This window comes from Erwinia sp. 009765445 (genome assembly GCF_058137865.1).
Genome location: NZ_JBYUWC010000029.1, coordinates 14,294 through 34,298 on the forward strand (window position 1 = coordinate 14,294; position 20,005 = coordinate 34,298).

Annotated in this window: 16 protein-coding genes and 1 tRNA gene; 12 read left to right on the forward strand and 5 right to left on the reverse strand. The window is 49.9% G+C overall.

The annotated features are described in order from the left end of the window. Positions 1–13: 13 nt before the first annotated feature. The 3 genes from groL to AC3Y5R_RS22750 all read right to left on the reverse strand — a co-directional run bounded on the left by groL (position 14) and on the right by AC3Y5R_RS22750 (position 2,670). Entirely contained in the window at positions 14–1,660 is a 1,647-nt protein-coding gene (groL, locus tag AC3Y5R_RS22740) for a chaperonin GroEL (protein ID WP_489923220.1), read from the reverse strand. Between the two features lie 46 nt (positions 1,661–1,706). Further along, a complete protein-coding gene (locus AC3Y5R_RS22745; protein WP_034891529.1) occupies positions 1,707–2,000 on the reverse strand; it encodes a co-chaperone GroES in 294 nt (97 codons plus the stop codon). A gap of 208 nt (positions 2,001–2,208) precedes the next feature. Then, positions 2,209–2,670 (reverse strand): FxsA family protein, encoded by a 462-nt coding sequence (locus AC3Y5R_RS22750; protein WP_489923221.1) that lies wholly within the window; start codon positions 2,668–2,670, stop codon positions 2,209–2,211. 360 nt (positions 2,671–3,030) lie between these two features. Here AC3Y5R_RS22750 and aspA point away from each other — a divergent pair, with 360 nt between their 5' ends. The 5 genes from aspA (at position 3,031) to AC3Y5R_RS22775 (ending at position 8,627) form a co-directional block, all read left to right on the forward strand. Further along, the gene (aspA, locus tag AC3Y5R_RS22755; RefSeq protein ID WP_489923222.1) at positions 3,031–4,464 is read left to right on the forward strand and encodes an aspartate ammonia-lyase; all 1,434 of its coding nucleotides are present in this window, start codon (positions 3,031–3,033) and stop codon (positions 4,462–4,464) included. Between the two features lie 132 nt (positions 4,465–4,596). After that, positions 4,597–5,898, forward strand: coding sequence for an anaerobic C4-dicarboxylate transporter (locus AC3Y5R_RS22760; RefSeq protein WP_489923234.1), 1,302 nt, complete (start codon positions 4,597–4,599; stop codon positions 5,896–5,898). 184 nt (positions 5,899–6,082) lie between these two features. Further along, positions 6,083–7,801, forward strand: coding sequence for a protein-disulfide reductase DsbD (locus AC3Y5R_RS22765; RefSeq protein WP_489923223.1), 1,719 nt, complete (start codon positions 6,083–6,085; stop codon positions 7,799–7,801). Between the two features lie 61 nt (positions 7,802–7,862). Then, entirely contained in the window at positions 7,863–8,441 is a 579-nt protein-coding gene (gene dicD, locus AC3Y5R_RS22770) for a division control transcriptional repressor DicD (protein ID WP_489923224.1), read from the forward strand. A gap of 110 nt (positions 8,442–8,551) precedes the next feature. Next, positions 8,552–8,627 (forward strand) — tRNA-Phe (locus tag AC3Y5R_RS22775). Between the two features lie 202 nt (positions 8,628–8,829). Here the strand turns inward: AC3Y5R_RS22775 and AC3Y5R_RS22780 are convergent. Both AC3Y5R_RS22780 and AC3Y5R_RS22785 read right to left on the reverse strand, forming a co-directional pair. After that, positions 8,830–9,468, reverse strand: a complete 639-nt coding sequence (locus AC3Y5R_RS22780) for a helix-turn-helix transcriptional regulator (RefSeq protein WP_489923225.1) — start codon at positions 9,466–9,468, stop codon at positions 8,830–8,832. 65 nt (positions 9,469–9,533) lie between these two features. Continuing rightward, on the reverse strand, positions 9,534–10,124 hold the full coding sequence (locus tag AC3Y5R_RS22785) for a helix-turn-helix domain-containing protein (RefSeq protein ID WP_489923226.1): 591 nt from the start codon (positions 10,122–10,124) through the stop codon (positions 9,534–9,536). Positions 10,125–11,668: 1,544 nt separating this feature from the next. Between AC3Y5R_RS22785 and AC3Y5R_RS22790 the strand changes: the two genes are divergently transcribed. The 7 genes from AC3Y5R_RS22790 to AC3Y5R_RS22820 all read left to right on the forward strand — a co-directional run bounded on the left by AC3Y5R_RS22790 (position 11,669) and on the right by AC3Y5R_RS22820 (position 19,950). Continuing rightward, positions 11,669–12,325, forward strand: a complete 657-nt coding sequence (locus AC3Y5R_RS22790) for a LuxR C-terminal-related transcriptional regulator (RefSeq protein WP_489923227.1) — start codon at positions 11,669–11,671, stop codon at positions 12,323–12,325. 4 nt (positions 12,326–12,329) lie between these two features. After that, on the forward strand, positions 12,330–13,661 hold the full coding sequence (locus AC3Y5R_RS22795) for a TolC family outer membrane protein (RefSeq protein ID WP_489923228.1): 1,332 nt from the start codon (positions 12,330–12,332) through the stop codon (positions 13,659–13,661). Between the two features lie 8 nt (positions 13,662–13,669). After that, entirely contained in the window at positions 13,670–14,929 is a 1,260-nt protein-coding gene (locus tag AC3Y5R_RS22800) for an HlyD family secretion protein (RefSeq protein WP_489923229.1), read from the forward strand. 26 nt (positions 14,930–14,955) lie between these two features. After that, on the forward strand, positions 14,956–17,088 hold the full coding sequence (locus tag AC3Y5R_RS22805; RefSeq protein ID WP_489923230.1) for a peptidase domain-containing ABC transporter: 2,133 nt from the start codon (positions 14,956–14,958) through the stop codon (positions 17,086–17,088). 719 nt (positions 17,089–17,807) lie between these two features. Then, positions 17,808–18,515: a winged helix-turn-helix domain-containing protein gene (locus AC3Y5R_RS22810; RefSeq protein WP_489923231.1), complete on the forward strand. Its 708-nt coding sequence runs from the start codon at positions 17,808–17,810 to the stop codon at positions 18,513–18,515. 361 nt (positions 18,516–18,876) lie between these two features. After that, positions 18,877–19,422, forward strand: coding sequence for a fimbrial protein (locus tag AC3Y5R_RS22815; RefSeq protein ID WP_489923232.1), 546 nt, complete (start codon positions 18,877–18,879; stop codon positions 19,420–19,422). A 63-nt stretch (positions 19,423–19,485) separates the two neighbouring features. Next, a complete protein-coding gene (locus AC3Y5R_RS22820) occupies positions 19,486–19,950 on the forward strand; it encodes a fimbrial biogenesis chaperone (RefSeq protein WP_489923233.1) in 465 nt (154 codons plus the stop codon). Positions 19,951–20,005: the final 55 nt, after the last annotated feature.

Here is a 20,005-nt window from a genome sequence, read left to right on the forward strand (position 1 = left end):
CATGGGGGAGGGATTACATCATGCCGCCCATACCACCCATGCCGCCCATACCGCCGGCAGCACCTAAGTCCGGAGCGTCGCCTTTCGGCAGGTCGGTCACCATACATTCGGTGGTGATCATCAGGCCAGCAACGGAAGCTGCGTACTGCAGAGCAGAACGGGTCACTTTGGTTGGGTCCAGGATACCGAAGTCGATCATGTTGCCGTACTCTTCGGTCTGTGCGTTGTAACCGTAGTTACCTTCGCCAGCTTTCACCATGTTAGCCACAACTGAAGGCTCTTCACCGGCGTTAGAAACGATCTGACGCAGTGGAGATTCCATCGCGCGCAGCGCAACTTTGATACCCACGTTCTGGTCTTCGTTCTGACCGGTCAGGCCTGCCAGTACCGCAGCAACACGCACCAGCGCAACGCCACCACCAGCAACCACGCCTTCTTCAACCGCAGCACGGGTAGCGTGCAGGGCATCTTCCACGCGAGCTTTCTTCTCTTTCATTTCAACTTCAGTTGCTGCGCCCACTTTCAGTACGGCTACGCCGCCTGCCAGTTTAGCCACGCGCTCCTGCAGTTTTTCACGGTCGTAATCAGAAGTGGCTTCTTCAATCTGCTGGCGGATCTGAGTCACACGGCCAGAGATAGTCGCTTCTTCACCCACGCCATCAATGATGGTGGTGGTATCTTTGTTGATGGTAACACGCTTAGCCTGACCCAGGTCTTCCAGAGTCGCTTTTTCCAGCTCCATACCGATCTCTTCAGAGATCACGGTACCGCCGGTCAGAACCGCGATATCCTGCAGCATCGCTTTACGACGGTCGCCGAAGCCTGGTGCTTTCACCGCAGCCACTTTAACGATGCCGCGCATGGTGTTAACCACCAGCGTTGCCAGAGCTTCACCTTCAACATCTTCAGCGATGATCAGCAGAGGCTTGCCGGCTTTCGCCACGGCTTCCAGTACTGGCAGCATTTCGCGGATGTTGGAGATTTTTTTGTCCGCCAGCAGGATGAATGGAGATTCCAGTTCTACTGCGCCGGTTTCTGGCTTGTTGATGAAGTACGGAGACAGGTAGCCACGATCGAACTGCATACCTTCAACCACATCCAGCTCGTCCTGCAGGCCGGTGCCTTCTTCAACGGTGATAACGCCTTCTTTGCCCACTTTTTCCATCGCCTGAGCAATCAGGGTACCCACAGACTCATCAGAGTTTGCGGAGATGGTACCAACCTGAGCAATCGCTTTAGAGTCGGAGCAAGGAACGGAGAGTTTTTTCAGTTCTTCAACGGCGTGAATAACGGCTTTATCAATCCCGCGCTTCAGGTCCATTGGGTTCATGCCCGCAGCAACGGCTTTCAGGCCTTCGTTAACGATAGACTGAGCCAGTACGGTTGCGGTGGTGGTGCCGTCGCCTGCAGCGTCGTTCGCTTTAGAGGCCACTTCTTTCACCATCTGTGCGCCCATGTTTTCGAACTTGTCTTCCAGCTCGATTTCACGTGCAACAGAAACACCATCTTTAGTGATGGTCGGTGCACCAAAAGATTTATCCAGAACCACATTACGGCCTTTCGGGCCCAGGGTAACTTTTACTGCATCTGCCAGTACGTTCACACCACGCAGCATTTTTACGCGCGCGTCATTACCGAATTTTACGTCTTTAGCTGTCATTTTCATTATCCCTTAAATTCGTTTCGTTCAGTGAGTTACGCGTAAATTACGCTTCAACAATTGCCAGAATGTCGCTTTCAGAAATGATCAGCACTTCCTGGTTGTCGATTTTCTCAGTTTTCGCGCCGTAGCCTTCGCTGAAAATGACCACGTCACCGACTTTAACGTCCAGTGGTTTCACTTCGCCGCTTTCCAGGATACGACCATTGCCCACGGCCAGCACTTCGCCACGGGTAGATTTGCCTGCTGCGGAGCCGGTCAGAACAATGCCACCAGCTGATTTAGATTCCACTTCTTTACGCTTGACGATAACACGGTCGTGCAATGGACGAATTTTCATTGATAACTCTCCTTTGAGAAGTCCAATCAGTTTTGGGATGAACGCCGGGCTTCACTGGCACCGGCTCGTGACGAGAGAGATAGGGCCGGGCAAAGAACGTTTCAAGGGTAAAAAAATAAAAATTTTTCTTCTGCGTCACAACCGCACAAATATCGAGCAGAAGGTCCCCCTGAAAAGCAAAAAGGCGGAAATCCGCCTTTCTAATGCCTTACCGATCTTCCCGGCCGTCATCATATTCAATCAGCTTTGCATCTTTACGCTCATACTCACCGTCCACGGTAAAACCGCTGTCCGGACCTGCGCCAGGGCCACGCCATACGCGCAAATGTGGCATCAGTTTCAGCGTCAGGTGTTTCTGCACCGGTGGCAACAGCAGCAGCAGCCCCACGAAGTCGGTGAAGAACCCCGGCAGCAGCAGTAAAAAGCCAGCCAGAATCAGCGAAACGCTTTTGATCATCTCAGCCGCAGGGCTTTCACCCGCCGCCAGCTTCTGCTGCATCAGCATGAAGTTCTTCATCCCCTGGTTTTTCACCAGCGAGATACCAATACATGAACTGAACACCACCAGCAGCAGCGTCAGCAACACACCCAATACATGTGCGACGTGGATGAAAATGGTGATCTCAATCCACGCAAGAATAAATAGTACTAAAAACGGTAACCAGCGCACCGCAATCTCCTGTCGGTCAGGGCCATCCCGCGTACTGCGTGACGGCAAAAAAGGGATCGTTACGATCGTCTCCAGTTAAAATGGGCACTTAACCACGGCTTTTCAACCGCGCCCGGGTAAATTCATACTGGAAAGCAAAGTGCGACTATGATCACACTGTGCCGGACTCGATTGAAAAAGAACGCAATTTAAGTGATCTGCATTCAGGCTTTTTGCCACTAACAGAATATGATCGTGCTCCGCCCGCGGCAAACGGATAAAATGTCGGCCCTGACGGCTCACGGCCAAAGATCACTTTGTGATAACCCATATACCCGATAACACCTGAAAAGAGGAAGGGTATTAACAAGAAGGTTTCTCATGGCTAATAACATTCGTATCGAAGAAGACCTGTTAGGGATGCGTGAAGTTCCGGCGGATGCTTACTACGGTGTTCATACTCTGCGTGCGATTGAAAACTTCTACATCAGCAACAGCAAAATCAGCGATATTCCTGAATTCGTGCGCGGCATGGTGATGGTCAAAAAAGCGGCGGCGATGGCCAATAAAGAGCTGCAGACTATTCCACGCAACATTGCGAACACCATTATTCAGGCCTGTGATGAAGTGCTGAACAACGGTAAATGCATGGATCAGTTCCCGGTGGACGTTTACCAGGGCGGTGCGGGTACCTCAGTTAACATGAACACTAATGAAGTGCTGGCAAACATTGGCCTGGAACTGATGGGCCATCAGAAAGGGGAATATCAGTTCCTTAATCCGAACGATCACATCAATAAATGCCAGTCTACCAACGACGCTTACCCGACCGGGTTTCGCATTGCGGTTTACTCCTCCATTCTGAAACTGCTGGATGCCATCGGGCAGCTGAGCGAGGGCTTCCAGCGCAAAGCCGTTGAGTTCAACACCATTCTAAAAATGGGCCGCACCCAGCTGCAGGATGCCGTGCCGATGACGCTGGGCCAGGAGTTCCACGCATTTAACGTGCTGCTGAATGAGGAAATTAAAAACATTCTGCGCACCAGCGAACTGCTGCTGGAAGTGAACCTGGGCGCCACGGCTATCGGTACTCGTCTCAACACGCCGGATGGCTACCAGCAGCTGGCGGTTAAAAAGCTGGCCGAAGTCAGTAACCTGCCATGCGTTCCGGCAGAAGACCTGATTGAAGCAACCTCAGACTGTGGCGCTTATGTGATGGTTCACAGCGCGCTGAAGCGTCTGGCCGTGAAGCTGTCAAAGATCTGTAACGACCTTCGCCTGCTCTCTTCCGGGCCGCGCGCGGGCCTGAACGAGATCAACCTGCCGGAGCTGCAAGCGGGTTCTTCTATCATGCCAGCCAAGGTTAACCCGGTGGTGCCGGAAGTGGTCAATCAGGTGTGCTTCAAAGTGATAGGCAATGACGTTACGGTGACCATGGCTTCTGAAGCCGGTCAGCTGCAGCTGAACGTGATGGAACCGGTAATTGGTCAGGCGATGTTTGAATCGGTGCATATCCTCACCAACGCCTGCTTAAACCTGCTGGAGAAATGCGTGAATGGCATCACGGCTAATAAAGCGGTGTGTGAAGCCTACGTGTTTAATTCTATTGGAATTGTGACTTACCTGAACCCGTATATCGGCCACCACAATGGCGATATCGTCGGGAAGATTTGTGCCGAAACGGGCAAGAGCGTCCGTGAAGTGGTGCTGGAACGCGGTCTGCTGACCGAAACGGAGCTGGATGACATTTTCTCCACCCAGAACCTGATGTTCCCGGCTTACAAAGCCAAACGCTACACAGATGAAAATGACTGACACAGTTATGACTGACGCAGTTGGTTGAGCCAAAACAAGGCACGGACGTTCTCTGAACGACGTGCCTTTTTTGATGCTGAATCCTACATATTATTAACGGTTGATTAGCAACTAAGTGCAGGGAGAGTGAATATGATTGTGCCGGAGTTAATTGTCGTGCTGGCAGCGATCTATCTGGGGGCCCGTCTGGGCGGGATTGGCATTGGCTTTGCCGGCGGTATCGGCATGCTGATCCTCACGCTGGTCTTCCAGATCAAACCCGGAGCCATCCCCTTCGATGTGATTGAGATCATCATGGGGGTGATTGCCGCCATCGCGGCGATGCAGGTTGCGGGCGGCATGGATTATCTGGTGAGCCTGGCCGAGCGCCTGCTGCGCAAGCATCCACGCTATATTACTTTCCTGGCGCCGCTGGTGACCTACGCGATGACGCTGCTGGCGGGAACGGGCCATACGGCCTTCTCCACGCTGCCGGTGATTGCGGAAGTGGCTAAAGAGCAGGGTGTCCGCCCTTCCCGGCCACTCTCCATTGCCGTTGTCGCTTCACAGATTGCCATCACCGCTTCACCTATTTCGGCCGCTGTGGTGTTCCTGTCCGGCATTCTTGAACCGAAAGGCATCAGCTATCTGGGCCTGCTGGCGGTGGCTCTTCCCTCAACAATGGTCGCCATTTTCCTGGCGGCGCTGGTAACCAATTTCCTCGGTAAAGAGCTGAAGGACGATCGGATTTATCAGGAGCGGCTCGCAAAAGGTGAAACAGTGCTGCGTGGCGAGACCGTTTTCAAGGTCAAGCCTGGCGCAAAACGCTCGGTGCTGTTGTTCCTGCTGGGTATTGTTGCAGTGGTACTGTATGCCACCGCAATCAGTGAGACCGTTGGGCTGATCGTTAATCCTGTTCTACCGCGCAATGAAGCGATCGTGGTGTTTATGCTGACGGTCGCGGCCCTGATCTGCCTGACCTGCAAAGTGGATACGGCGAAGATCCTTTCGGCCAGCACCTTTAAATCAGGTATGAGCGCCTGTATCTGCGTGATGGGCGTAGCCTGGCTGGGTGATACCTTTGTGAAGGCCCATATCGGTGAAATTCAGCAGGTCGCCGGTGAGCTGCTCAGCGACTATCCCTGGATGCTGGCGGTAATTTTGTTCTTTGCCTCAACGCTGCTCTACTCCCAGGCGGCCACCACCAAGGCGCTGATGCCTGCTGCGCTGCTGTTGGGCGTGTCACCGGTGACCGCCGTGGCCTCTTTTGCCGCCGTGTCGGCCCTGTTTGTTCTGCCGACCTACCCGACCCTGCTGGCTGCGGTGGAGATGGACGATACCGGCTCCACCCGCATTGGCAAATTCGTTTTTAACCACTCCTTTATCATTCCGGGCACGCTGGCGATCGTCTTCTCGGTAGCCTTTGGTTTCCTGTTCGGCCATCTTTTCCTGTGATCTTTGCGGGCGGAATTCCTCCGCCCGTACCTGCCATGTTACATCCTGAAAAGCCTCAACCACCGTGCCATGGTATATTTGCCTGCCGGTAAGGATGACCCCCTGAGCTCATCCAGCGCGGCGGCGGACCGTTGTTCGCCCCGCCGGTTTACTCAGTTCAACAAGGAGAAAGTGGTTATCAGCCATGGCTAAGCACCTCACAACATTAATTTTTCTGCTGCTGGCAACCTTGTTCAGCTCCACCGCCAGCGCGTCGCTGTTTGGGCCTAAAAGCACCAATAACTTTGGCACGGTCGATCAGGCGTTTGCGTTTGATTTCAGCCAGCAGGCGAACAAGCTGACGCTCAGTTGGCAGGTAAAATCCGGCTATTACCTCTACCGCCAGCAGATTAAGGTGTCGGCGCAGGGCGCAACGCTGGCTGACTGGGCATTGCCAGAGGGTAAACCGCATGAGGATGAGTTTTATGGCAAGACCGAGATCTATCCTGAAAGCCTGACGCTGCCCTTGACCGTGCAGCAGGCCGCGAAAGGCGCAACGGTCACAGTGACCTACCAGGGTTGTGCTGCCGCCGGATTCTGTTATCCACCGGAAACCCGCACCGTGCCGCTGAACGAAGTTATGCCAGGCAACACCGCAGTGGATAACGCCGGCAATAACACTGTAGCGGCCCGGCCATCCTCTCCCGGGCAAAACCTGCCGTTCTCCCCATTATGGGCGCTGCTGATTGGCATTGGTGTCGCTTTCACCCCCTGCGTATTACCGATGTATCCGCTGATTTCCGGCATTATCCTCGGCGGTAACCGACAGTATTCGCTGGGTCGCCTGTTTGCGCTGGCGATGGTTTACGTCCAGGGGATGGCCGTGACCTATACGGTGATGGGGGTGATTGTTGCCGCTGCCGGTTTACGCTTTCAGGCTGCTCTTCAGGCACCGGCGGTGCTGGTTGGCCTGTCAGTGCTGTTTATTCTTCTGGCATTGTCGATGTTCGGCCTGTTCACCCTGCAGCTCCCCTCTTCCCTGCAGACCCGCTTAACCCTGTGGAGCAATCGCCAGCAAGGTGGCTCGCTGACCGGCGTCTTTTTGATGGGCGCGCTGGCCGGGCTGATTTGTTCTCCCTGTACCACCGCGCCGCTGAGCGCCATCCTGCTGTATATCGCGCAGAGCGGAAACATGCTGGCCGGTGCCGGAACGCTGTATCTGTACGCGCTGGGCATGGGGCTGCCGCTGATTGCGGTCACACTGTTCGGTAATCGCCTGCTGCCGAAAAGCGGCGCATGGATGCAAATCGTTAAAGAAGGCTTTGGTTTTGTGATCCTCGCCCTGCCGGTGTTCCTGCTGGAGCGGGTGATCGGCGATCTCTGGGGGATCCGGCTGTGGGGCCTGCTGGGCGTGGCCTTCTTCTGCTGGGGCTTTATCAGCCTGAAATCAACCAATGGCTGGCAGCGCCTGGCGCAGATCCTGATGCTGGCTGCCGCACTGGTTGCCGCCCGTCCGCTGCAGGATTGGGCCTTTGGTGCATCGTCAGCGGAAGCGACCACGGCGCACCTGAACTTCACCCGCATCAGCGAAACAAATCAGCTCAACCAAGCCCTTCAGCAGAGTAACGGTCGCATCACCATGCTGGATCTCTATGCTGACTGGTGCGTAGCCTGTAAAGAGTTTGAAAAATACACTTTCAGCCAGCCTGGCGTTCAGAATGTGCTGAAAAACGCCCAGCTGCTGCAGGCCGATGTCACGGCAAACAACGCCCGGGACAGCGCGTTGCTGAAGCAGCTTCAGGTACTGGGCCTGCCGACCATCCTGTTTTTCGATGCCAGTGGCAAAGAGATCCCACAGTCGCGCATTACCGGTTTTATGGATGCCGCCGCGTTTGAGCAGCATTTGCAGAAACTGGCCCGTTAAACGACACTAGAGAAGATTTTCTGGCCTGAAGCCGGAAGAAGGCATACAAGAGGAGAGTCACTTGCAACGTGAACAGGTACTCGAGCATGCACTGAATGTACTCGAGCAAAACGGCCTGGCCGCTTCCACATCGTTTGCCATGATGGCGGATGGAGTGGCGTGCCGGGAAGAAGACTTAAAACGCTTCTGGCCCGACCGTGAGGCGCTGCTGTATGACGCCCTGCGCTATCACAGCCAGCAGATTGATATCTGGCGGCGCAAACTGCTGCTGGACGAGACGCTGAACGCCGAACAGAAGCTGCTGGCACGCTATCAGGTGCTGGAAGAGGCCGTGCGCAATAATCGCTACCCCGGCTGCCTGTTTATTGCTGCCTGTAGCTTTTATCCCCAACCCGACCATCCTGTGCATCAGGTTGCCGAGCTGCAGAAGCGCGCCTCATGGCAATACACCCACGACCTGCTGAGCGAGCTGGAAACCGATAATCCCACGCTGGTTGCTCATCAGATGGAGCTGATCCTCGAAGGCTGCCTGAGCCGCCTGCTGGTGAAGCGTAACGTACAGGAAGTGGCTACCGCCCGCATGCTGGCGGAAGATGTGCTGAGCATCGCACTCTGTCGTAAAAATGGCGCTCTCGCCTGAGCAAGTTTCAGGCGAAGCGCATAAAAAGCAGCCATTCAGTCGTCGTTTACGTGTTTTTTGTGACAAAGCCGTTGACGGAAGGCGGCCTTTACGGTTTAATGCGCCCCGTTGCCCGGATAGCTCAGTCGGTAGAGCAGGGGATTGAAAATCCCCGTGTCCTTGGTTCGATTCCGAGTCCGGGCACCATATTTAAAGAAACCAGCCTGATGGCTGGTTTTTTGCTTTCTGCGGCTTCAGTTATTTCACAGCGCTGCATCCACCTTAGCTACTCTTCCACAGTACTGCGCATACCTTCGATACAGTATGCCGGGCAGCCTCAACCAGAACAGTCCCACTGCCCCGGTATGCGACCCGCCTTCCCTGTCAGACGATCAGGGTGCAGACATGACTATTGCGAGACAGCGATCGTCGTTTTAATCTTCTGTTTTTTCATGTAGTTGACCAGGAATTCATACAGGTCATGAGTTCGGGCCAGATTAAATTTTTTCATCGTCTGCAGCTTGTAGGAGTAAACGGTCTTCACCGATACGTTAAGGATCCTCGCAATGAGGTGCATGTCGTATCCGGCAATAAATAACCCCGCAAACTCCTTCTGGCGCGCTGACAGTGAACGACTCTTACAGGCAGGCAGAGAGAGGTACTCACCGGTATCCGTACTGATCCGCAGCATTGACATCAGAAAAATTTTCGACACTTTGTCCAGTGGACAGGCCCTTGGGATCACAATCATGCCGGGCAGGCAACTGGGGATTTGCAGGCGAGTTTCCGGCAGGCCACCATCATCAATACCGATAACAATGCTCTGCTTCTGTCGATAATCCAGGGCGGAAAAACAGAATAAACAGTTTATAGCACTTTTAGGTAAAATAATAATATTCGCCAGGCTGACAGAGTCCCGATCAATTTGGTCTTTGATAAGAACATTATATTCTTTGCCAGCAGATTGCTTAATGAGTTGCGCAATTCCCTCAGAAAGATAAGCATTGCTGATATGAATCAGGACAACAATATTCTCTACTTTATCCATGTCAGTATCCTGCCTCCTGGCAATGTTCTCCACGGCTTTGATTAAACCGCGACTGATTGGTTTTTTTAGTCGAACCTCCCCCTGTCCAGTGAAATCTCACCGTTCTCTTTCATCTCTTTCAATACGCGACTGATTGAGCTTTTTGAAAGATCGGAGCTATTTTCAATCAAATACATGACTGAAAATCTTTTCTTCAGATGTTCCGGGATCTGCTGCCAGCGATGGACTAACGATCTGACTTCGTCAGCAGAGGTACACTTGTTCATTGAGATATGGCTCATCAGGTCAGTATACTGGCCCGACATCACCTTCATAACGTCATCAAAAATCTTTTTATCTTTTACAGAATTCCAGAAAAAATCATAATCAACATGCTTAATTTTTCCGTAGTCAACTCGTTCAAGATACAAAGGGATCTCTTCAAGAGCAGGCATAAATCCTATAACGCAGGGTGCGGAGACAATACTCAGGATTTTGTTTCCACCTTTCACTTTGAGGCAAAAATCCCCCTCAAGTAAAAGATACACCACGCGCTGCTCTTTCTTACAAAACTTGTATCTCCTCTTCCCTCTTGATATCTCATCAGGTTCGGAGTTCTCAGCATAGGGTAAGAGTAAGTTAATTATCTGCTCATGACTTTCAAGAACGCTAAACATATATAATCCAAATGTTTTAAATTTACAATAACGAATAACTAAACTCATTCCTCTGAGATTATGTGAACTCTCCAGATAAACATTATTGTTTAAGCTAATGGATATCACTCTGCATATGCATCATCTTAATGATGCCAAATGAGAGTTTTCGTCAATATAGCGGAACAAGAGGAAGCCCCTTTGACCGGAATGGCAGAGATGCCGGATCATGCGAATACAAGCGATCACAACTCTCTAAAAGATAGGTATTTTTATCTCTTCCCTGATCATGCACTCTCATGTCTTCCTCACCATGTTTCGCCTATGTAATAGGTCATAACGACATCCTTTCCGTTTTTCTTAAAAAAATTAATGATTTTTTTGTAACGAATGTAGTCCCGAAAAGATGTCAATTAACATCCGTGCCTCTCTGCTTTTAGAAGAAAGAAAAGAGATGAACATCAACAAATTCACCCTTAGTATGCCATTTCTCCGTCGGGATTCCTCTTTCCAGAAAAAAATTCATACTTCCATTTTACACTTAATGTTATTTATTTTTGTGGTCAATGAAACATAATCCAGGCTGAAAAAACATTACTTACCCCTGGAAATTTACACTCAATGTTAACGGAAAAATAGTTAACGAAATCAGTAATCCCTGTCTAAATCCCCCCCTGACAAAACCTCCGCAATGCCGCAGAGAATGCAGCATTTTGGCCACAATTTATGACAATACCTTGCTCCGTTTTTCACACTGCTGACATCCGCTTCAGAGACATTAACTAACAAAATGGGAACAGGCCCCTTGATGAATCGACCTCTTTTTGATAACGGATTTTCAGAACAAAAATTTACTGATTGCGATTAAGGGCTTCTTAAAATGCAGTCTCCTTAAGCAGAATTTTCGTCTGATTCACATCGCCAATCACAGTTCGATTCACATTTTAGCCCTATAAATGACCTCACACATCTAAATTTTATCACAATAAAAATACATTTAAGCAACAACAAACCCCATATAAATACTTTAAAAATTTTGCTAGATAACTAAACTAATAACACTTCAGGATAGTGATATTGGAAAATTAAAAACCATAATATATATTAAATACATCACAATCATCTATGAACGGCGAATTACCTCAGGAGATAACTCAATGAAGTAAATCGTTCAGCGTATTGCCAAGAACAGATTCAGATGAAAGAATGCGCTTCACAGCGATGATTTCAGGAGAGACGCGCTGGATCTCATCTATAAACTTACTATTTCGCAACAATCTGCATCATATTGCACGTTGAAACGGACTTTCGACTTCACTGCAGGAGGGAACCATCGTCTGAAGATATCAGCTGATTGGCACAATCGATTGGCACATACCAAAAGAGTCTGTCTGGCTTTCCAATAATCATACTCCGGTAGAAGATCGGCCTGGACATTCCTTTAGGTTAATCAAAACAGAGGGAAAGAATACCCTCACCACTTTTTTGATTCTTTACATCTGGAAAAACCGGTCAGTTTTAGGGAAAAAAACCCTGTTTAGCACGAATAATCATGGGAAAGTTTAATGGAAGATATTAAAAAGCCTGTCCATGTTGTCATTTATTACAATTTCAACATGTTCGATAATGAGATATGTGAATATCTGAAAAATAAGATTACGACAGAAGTAATATCCATCAAAACCTGTTCAGACCATCAGGAACTCTTTAGTGAGGTCAGGAAAGGAAACGTCGACCTCATCTTTACTGAATACAATTACCTCTACAAAAATTGTGATTCAGGTGAACAGCAAAAGTTAAAAAATCTTTGCGCAAAAAACAATGTCAAAACATTGATTTTCATGCAAAATACCAACACCCTCTTGATAAAAAAAGTGATCCAACAGCAATACGATGCTTTAGTCAGCACCCATGACAGCATTGATGAGCTTCAGAGAGCTATCGGCCATTTGATTTCAGATTCCGAAAAACAATTCATCTCTAAAGTCCTCACAGAAGCCGTCAACGACAAGCTTAAAAATCAGGATCAAATCGCTTTAACGTCTAAGGAGTGGGAGGTTGTCTTTCTGATTGCTCAGGGCCATTCGCTTTCTGATATTGCAGCCAAGAAAAACCGGGCCATCAGCACTGTTGCCACGCAGAAACAGAATGCAATGAAAAAGCTGGATATTAAAAGTAATGCGGAGTTATTGAAGTACGCATACCTGAATGGAATGCTGTAATTTCATGAAAAAAAATAAATTAATATTAATCATACTGGCTTCACTGGCCAATAGCTTTCAGGGGCATGCCGTCAGTTTGCAGCAATCCGTTATTGCGGCGCGTTTTTACGATACTGAATTTATCGCGGCAGGCAACCTGCATGATGCTGAAGGGCAGAAACGCTACCAGGGATTCGCCGGACTTCTGCCGGAAATTTCACTAACAGGAAGCTATTACAAGCAGGATCAGCCCGATGCCTCTTATGCCGCCGGTATCAAACGTCATAACTACAGCTTTAACCTTTCGCAACCTCTGTTCGATCCCGCCCGCTTTGCCACATGGAAAAGAGCCGATGCGGCGGCCGACCTGGCCGATGCGAATTATATGCTGGCCCAGCAGAAGCTGATTCAGGATGTCAGCAAAGCCTGGTTCTCGGTGATCTTTTCGCGCAAGCAACTGGCGACGTTGCAGCAGGAGATGAAGGCCTATGAAGTGCAACTTCATAAAGCCCAAAAAGCCCAGCAGATTGGCGAAGGCACCGTGCTGGACGTGGATGATGCTCAGGCCAGTTTTGACCGTGCCAGAGCAGAAATGCTCTCTGCTGAAGATGACCTGAACCACGCGGGCCTCGAATTTAACCGCTTAACCGGACTGCCGGCAGAAGAGATTCAGGAAGCGGATCTGAGCTGTCTTTTTCATCCGCAAAAAGAAACTATGCAGCAGGTTGTGATGCGCACGTCACAAAAAAACCTCAACATCATCGCCGCCTCGCACAAACTGGAAGAGTCCCGGGCAGACATGATCAGTGCAACATCAGCTCATTTGCCCGTGGTGACCCTGCAGGCTAATTACGGCACCAACTGGAGCCGGGCGGAAAATGGCAACGTGCTGGATGAAGTTTTCGGTTCCACCTCCAAAACCAAAAACACCTACGTCGGGGTTAACGTCACCGTCCCTATCTTCTCGGGAGGCAAATATCTCTCACAAAGTTTTGAGGCGGTCAGCCGCCGCGATCAGGCCAGAGAACTGCTGGAGGATACGCGCCGCAAGGTCGTGCAGGATACCAAAGCCTCCTGGCTCGGCGTAAACAACAATCTGGCGAAAATTAATGCCTATCTGCGTTCGGTGGATTCCGCACAGAAAAAAGTCGCCTCCACCGCCTATGGCAAAGAGCTGGGATTAAGAACGCTGCTCGATCAATTTAATGCTGAGAAAGACCTGTACAAATCACGGCAAGACCTTACCGAAGCAGAAAACAATTTTGTTCAACAGAAGATCGCACTGGCCGCTGCAACCGGCGATTTGGATTACTCCACATTGAATGACTATGCCTGCCAGCAGGCAGTATCAAGGTAGATAAATTTATGAGTGACAAATTATTCAGGGATGAAGCGTTAGAGGCTAATCGTTCGAAAGCCGTAGGAAAAGTTGCTCTGTATTGCCCCCCTTACCGCTGGCTGAATATCGCGCTGGTGATGATCGTAACTTTGATCGTGGTGCTGTTCTGCATTTTCGGGAGCTATACCAAACGCGAAACAGCGTCCGGTTCGTTGCTTCCCGTTAATGGCGTGATGAATATCATGGCGGTCAACAGCGGAACGCTGCTCGACCTGAATATGACAGTAGGCCAGAGCGTGAAAAAAGGGCAGCATCTTGCCACCGTATCTTCAGAGATTGCCACCCAGTACGGCCAGACCCGCAGCATGATCTCTGAGCAACTGAACCAGCAGATTGCCGGGCTGGAAAACGAGCTTAAGAATCTGGTGACTCTTAATGAAGAGACGGTCAGAGGGCTGGCAGATAAAAAGAGAATGCTGCAACAGCAGATTAACCAGCTCAATCAGATGTATTCGCAGCGGGTCTCCCAGGTCAGCCTTGCCAACAGGCAGGTTAATAAGCTGCTGTTAATGCGGGAGAAAGGATATGCCTCCAATACTCAGGTTGAGCAACAGCAGTCGACCCTGCTGGATGCGGAATCCCGCCTGCTGGAGGTGGATCGCCAGCGCACCGACGTTCAGCAGCAGCTGACTCAGACGTTACAACAAATCCGCGAGCAGCCGGTCAACACGCGCAATAAGCAAAATGATCTTGAGCGGCAGCTTTCCACCGTGCTCCAGTCACGGATAGAAAACGAGTCACGCCGTTCGGCCGTACTGGAAGCGCCGGAAGGTGGCATCGTCGGCTCGGTGCTGGTGAAACCCGGGCAAATTGTCAGCGCCGGACAGTCAGTGGCTTCCCTTCTTCCGGAAAATGCCAGCCTGATGGCTCGTATTATGGTCAGCAGCCGGGCAATCGGATTTATCAAGCCCGGTCAGCGCGTGATCCTGCGCTATCAGGCCTTCCCCTATCAGAAATTCGGCCAGCAGTTTGGCACCGTCTCCGACGTGTCGCGCGTCTCGCTTTCTCCGCAGGAAGTCTCGCATCTCACCGGAGCTATGCAGGTCCAGGAAGCCTTTTATCAGGTCAGAGTTGATCTGGATAAACAATTTATCAGCGCCTACGGCAATGACCTTAAATTGCAGCCCGGTGGCACTGTGGAAGCCGATTTTATTATAGACAGACGCCGCCTTTACCAGTGGGTACTTGAACCGCTTTACGCGCTTGGACGCCATACGTCTGTTTAATTTTTTATACCAGGTTATTAAATAATATGAATATTCTGAAAGATCTTCAGTTCTCCTGGCGGAAAAGCCTGCCGATATTACACCAGACTCAGGCAGCGGAATGCGGACTGACCTGTGTCGGTATGATCGCCGGCTTCCATGGCCATAAAACGGATATGATCACCCTGCGCCGGGCGCATCCGACTTCACTGAAGGGTGCCACTCTGGCTGATGTTATCCAGACCGCCAACAGCATGGGCTTATCCGGTCGGGCACTGAGGCTCGAACTGGATGAATTAGATAAGTTACATCTCCCCTGCATCCTTCACTGGGACATGAATCATTTTGTCGTCCTGAAGAGCGTTTCTAAAAACAAGATCACCCTGCACGATCCGGCGCGAGGAAAATGTGAAATCCCGCTGGACGAAGTTTCAGACTCCTTTACCGGCGTAGCGTTAGAACTCTACCCTAACTGTAATTTCGTCAAAAAGAATGAAAAAACCCAGCTGTCGCTGCTGAAATTGATCGGCAATGTCTCCGGGATCGGATCGGCTTTCCTGCAGATAATGGCGTTGTCGGTAGCGCTTGAGGTGTTTGGCCTGCTGTCACCTTTCTATATGCAGTGGGTGATGGACCAGGTGCTGGTTTCCGCCGACCGCGACTTACTGACCCTGCTGGGCTGCGCCTTTATCTGCGTGATCCTGTTGCAAACCGTGATCTCCGCGCTGCGATCCTGGGTGACCACCTGGTTCTCCAGCCTGCTGAGCGTGCAGTGGTCGACCAACATCTGCACGCATTTGCTCGGGCTGCCAATGACCTGGTTCCAGGAGAGGCACATTGGCGACATTGTGTCGCGCTTTGGCTCCATCTCCACCATCCAGAACACACTGACCACCCGCTTTATCAGTTCCATCCTGGATGGCGTGATGGCGGTGATCACGCTGATTGTCCTGTTCAGCTATAACATGACTCTGACCTGGATTGTCCTCGCCACCGTGGCCATTTACACTATACTGCGCGCCGCTTCCTTCCGGCCTTTCCGCCAGGCAAACGAAGATCAGCTGATTGCCTCAGCCAAAGCACAGTCCCAGCTGCTGGAGTCCATCCGTGGCATGCAGGCGGTGAAACTGAATAACAAAGAGGAGATCCGCGTCTCCAGCTATGCCAGCGAGCTGGTCCAGGTAACCAACAAAGGGATCCAGATCCAGCGGTTGACGATCCTGTTCAGCGTTCTTCAGGGACTCACCTCCGGAATCAGCCGGATCGTGCTGATCTGGCTGGCAGCCATTCAGGTACTGGACGGCAACTTTTCCGGCGGGATGCTGGTGGCCTATATCAGCTTTTCCGATCAGTTTATTTCCCGTATAACCGGGCTGGTCAATGCGATCATCGACTTCACGATGTTACGACTGCATGGCGAGCGTCTGGCCGATATTGTGCTGACTGAAACGGAAGAGAACACCGAAAACCTCATTAAGCTACCCGAGCAAACCGCAGCCTGCTCGGTGGAAATCAACAATCTCGACTTCCGCTATTCAGAAACCGAGCCGTTTATCCTGAAAAACACCAGCTTTACCATTCAGCCCGGAGAATCCGTTGCCATCGTCGGACCGTCCGGCCAGGGGAAAACCACACTGGCTAAACTGCTGCTGGGACTGCTGAGGCCAGAGGCCGGCGAGATCTGTATCAACGGCGTGGACATCACCAAACTGGGGATGAAGTATTACCGTAATCGTATCGGTAGCGTGATGCAGGATGACATTCTGTTTGCGGGATCGATCATGGATAACATCTGCTTTTTCGATCCGGTTTATGATGAAGAACGGGCGATGCAGGTCGCCCAGATGGCCCGTATCCATGAAGATATCATCGCCATGCCAATGGGCTACAACAGCCTGGTGGGAGATATGGGCTCCTCATTGTCCGGCGGGCAAATTCAGCGCGTGTTGCTCGCAAGGGCGCTGTACCGCCAGCCACAATTATTGATCCTGGATGAGGCAACCAGCCACCTGGATGTGGCCAGGGAGAGCGCCATTAACAGCGCCATTGCCGGAATGAATGTCACCCGCATCATTATCGCGCATCGCCCGGAAACCATTATGAGCGCTAACCGGATCATCCAGCTGGATAAAGGTGAGATCAAACAAATCCCGAAAGAGCTGTTTACCGTCGCAGGATAGTGTTAAACGCAGCATCTTCGGGTGCTGCGGACTTTAAAATCTATCGGTAAAGCAACGGGTGGCATTAAAACATGATGTTCTGGCGATCATTAATCAAAGCGTGAACTCCGGGTTCAGTCTGCGACTCCCGTATCAAATATTTTTTGCGGAGGCCAATGTGCTGCCGCCAGTGATATCAGCCCTTCCCAGCCAATCTGGAACATTGCTTCCAATAAGAGTCTGTTTATCAATATCTCTTAATCTTGACAATCGTAATCTATCTTGTATCTTGCGCCCCTAATCTTAACACGCTTTATAACGTGTGAATTTTTTTAAGAATGAGCATGAAATGCACATAAAATCTTTTATTTTCATGAAATTATATCTAAACCTCCACCTTTCAAAATAATAATAATCTGATGGAACATCGCAGCTTTAAAGATTAAGGAACGACTTTGTGCGCTCTGAATAACTGCTGTTAACAGTAAAATAATCACGCTAAATAATGAATTTTATTCATATAGTATGATCAATTCACAAATTTCACTGGCCATGACAAAAATCAGATGACAGATTCTGGACTTCACACACTCTCTTCTATAAAAATTGTAACTTCTCCACTCAATTCAGTGCCATCGAAACAAGCATGGCGAAGTAAAAGGGGTTCAATCATTTTAAATAAAATATAACCAGAAAAGGATTTCAGGCACTGATGAAAACAGATGCCTTCAGAGGTAGTCATGGAAAATAACAGCGACAGTCGTAAGCCAGATTTAGTATTCATAATAAATGAAGATACTATTTTTAACCCGCAAGCTCACAAAATTTTCAGTATTAAGAAAGATTTCGCCCCCCAAGAATTTAATATCAATGTTCCGGCCAGCCGGTGTCTGATGTTATTGATTGAAAACAGAGGGAAAGTCGTTACGCGGGATGAATTTCTTAAACATGTCTGGACTGAGAATGGAGTATTTGTTTCACAAAACACCTACTACCAAAACATATCAATTCTGCGACGGACACTGAGAAAAGCAGGCTTAGGTGACGATATTATCGTGACCATTCCTCATCGGGGACTGACTTTACATCCAGAAATCGACATTCGGGAACAAAGCGTGAATGACAGCGCTGGCAAGGCCGCTTCGGCACCGGCAGGACTGGCAATTCCCCAGACAGACGTGGCTGATGCTGTCACAGAAAAAACGGAGCCAGGAGGTGAAGGCCCGGAGCATGGGCAGAGATGCCAGCAGAAACAAAAGGGTCTGCAGCCCTACCAGATGATTATCATGACCATCATCTTTTCAACCACGATCCTGCTGCTCAATGACTATCTCATTGCCAATTTAGAGAAATCATCTGCAGAAAAACCACCGGAAAGAAACAGTTGTACCTTCGATGCAGAGAAGAATAATTTGGAAGCAGCCCCTCAACAAAAGCTTCATTCCTGACGGTCATAATCTGTCTCTTAAGGCTCAACTCTGAGCCTTTTTTATGGGCCCCATAAAGTTCCGCATTCATACTCAGCCACCCCATTTCACAGATATCCTCCCCTCTTAAACATCGCCTCACTAAAAGAAATCACAGCTCTCCTGTTTCCATCACCCTGTGAATAGTTTGAGTTAAGACAAAGTTGATAAGCACTTTTTGCCTCACAGCACTTAAGGTTATTTCACTGCAACGGGATTCGTCTGCAGGAAAAAACGGGCATTAAGTCGGTACTTGTGCCTGAAAGGATATTTGTAACGACACGGATAGCAAAATCACTCTTGTCGGTGACTTTGTTTATACAAAACTTCAAAGGATAGAAGCATGAAATATATCGTTTCCACTCTGACCAGCGTTGCTCTGATGGCAGCCCTTTCTTCAACGGCTGCCTTTGCTGCTGACGGTACCATCAACTTTCAAGGCAACATCATTGATTCAGCCTGTACTGTTGATCTGGACGGTAATGGCGCAACCACCATGGATGTGCTGATGGGCGACGTTAATAAAACAGCCTTCAGTGGTGTGGGCTCTACTGCTGGCGGTAGCGCAAGCGCCACCAAATTCAACATTTCACTGAAAAACTGCCCGGAAACTGTTACCACAGCAACCGTGAAATTTGATGGTACTGCTTACGCAGGTGACAACACTGTGCTGGCCCTGACCCAGGAAACTGGCGTGGCTACCGGTGTGGGTATCCAGCTGTCTGACGCTTCCGGCATTCTGCCACTGTTTACTGCTTCTGCGCCATATACCCTGACCAGCGGTGACACCACCAATGTTCTTGACTTCTATGCGCGTTATATCCAGAAAGCAGCAACCGTGACTGCCGGTCCGGCAAACTCTGTAGCAACTTTCACTGTTAACTATTAATAGCTGAAATCAGACACCACCCGCTTCTGGGTGGTGTTCTTTCAGCCAGCAAAAGGTTCGAGAATGCGCAAGTTCAACATCCCCTTTCTGTTCGTGCTTTTTTTTACCGTCTTCAGCGTGAATGCTGGTGTGGTGATTGGTGCCAGTCGCATGATCTATGATGGCAATAAAAAAGAAAAGTCCATCAGTGTTGAAAACCCCGATGCTTATCCCTACCTGATGCAGTCATGGGTGGAAGATGCATCCGGGAAAATGATTAAAGACAATGCCCCTTTTATTGTCACGCCTCCTCTGTTCCGTCTCGACAGCAAACAAAAAAATCTGTTACGCATCATAAAAGCAACAAATGCTCTGCCACAGGATAAAGAAACATTGTTTTGGCTGAACATAAAGTCTATTCCTTCAAAGCCGGACACGGACAATAATACATTGCAGATAGCCGTGCGCTCACGACTGAAACTTATTTATCGCCCTGATGCTTTAATTGGGGAAACACCTGAGCAATATGGACTGACCCCACAACCGTAGACATTTCCTGTCCTCACGACGAGGCCAGTTCAAAGGCCTCCGGACTGACGCCGCC

What these genes read in the sequence shown, in the direction of transcription:
- groL (WP_489923220.1), bottom strand. Translation starts at nt 1,660, where the DNA reads ATGACAGCTAAAGACGTAAAATTCGGTAATGACGCGCGCGTAAAAATG.
- AC3Y5R_RS22745 (WP_034891529.1), bottom strand. Translation starts at nt 2,000, where the DNA reads ATGAAAATTCGTCCATTGCACGACCGTGTTATCGTCAAGCGTAAAGAA.
- aspA (WP_489923222.1), top strand. Translation starts at nt 3,031, where the DNA reads ATGGCTAATAACATTCGTATCGAAGAAGACCTGTTAGGGATGCGTGAA.
- AC3Y5R_RS22760 (WP_489923234.1), top strand. Translation starts at nt 4,597, where the DNA reads ATGATTGTGCCGGAGTTAATTGTCGTGCTGGCAGCGATCTATCTGGGG.
- AC3Y5R_RS22765 (WP_489923223.1), top strand. Translation starts at nt 6,083, where the DNA reads ATGGCTAAGCACCTCACAACATTAATTTTTCTGCTGCTGGCAACCTTG.
- AC3Y5R_RS22780 (WP_489923225.1), bottom strand. Translation starts at nt 9,468, where the DNA reads ATGGATAAAGTAGAGAATATTGTTGTCCTGATTCATATCAGCAATGCT.
- AC3Y5R_RS22785 (WP_489923226.1), bottom strand. Translation starts at nt 10,124, where the DNA reads ATGTTTAGCGTTCTTGAAAGTCATGAGCAGATAATTAACTTACTCTTA.
- AC3Y5R_RS22790 (WP_489923227.1), top strand. Translation starts at nt 11,669, where the DNA reads ATGGAAGATATTAAAAAGCCTGTCCATGTTGTCATTTATTACAATTTC.
- AC3Y5R_RS22795 (WP_489923228.1), top strand. Translation starts at nt 12,330, where the DNA reads ATGAAAAAAAATAAATTAATATTAATCATACTGGCTTCACTGGCCAAT.
- AC3Y5R_RS22800 (WP_489923229.1), top strand. Translation starts at nt 13,670, where the DNA reads ATGAGTGACAAATTATTCAGGGATGAAGCGTTAGAGGCTAATCGTTCG.
- AC3Y5R_RS22805 (WP_489923230.1), top strand. Translation starts at nt 14,956, where the DNA reads ATGAATATTCTGAAAGATCTTCAGTTCTCCTGGCGGAAAAGCCTGCCG.
- AC3Y5R_RS22810 (WP_489923231.1), top strand. Translation starts at nt 17,808, where the DNA reads ATGGAAAATAACAGCGACAGTCGTAAGCCAGATTTAGTATTCATAATA.
- AC3Y5R_RS22815 (WP_489923232.1), top strand. Translation starts at nt 18,877, where the DNA reads ATGAAATATATCGTTTCCACTCTGACCAGCGTTGCTCTGATGGCAGCC.
- AC3Y5R_RS22820 (WP_489923233.1), top strand. Translation starts at nt 19,486, where the DNA reads ATGCGCAAGTTCAACATCCCCTTTCTGTTCGTGCTTTTTTTTACCGTC.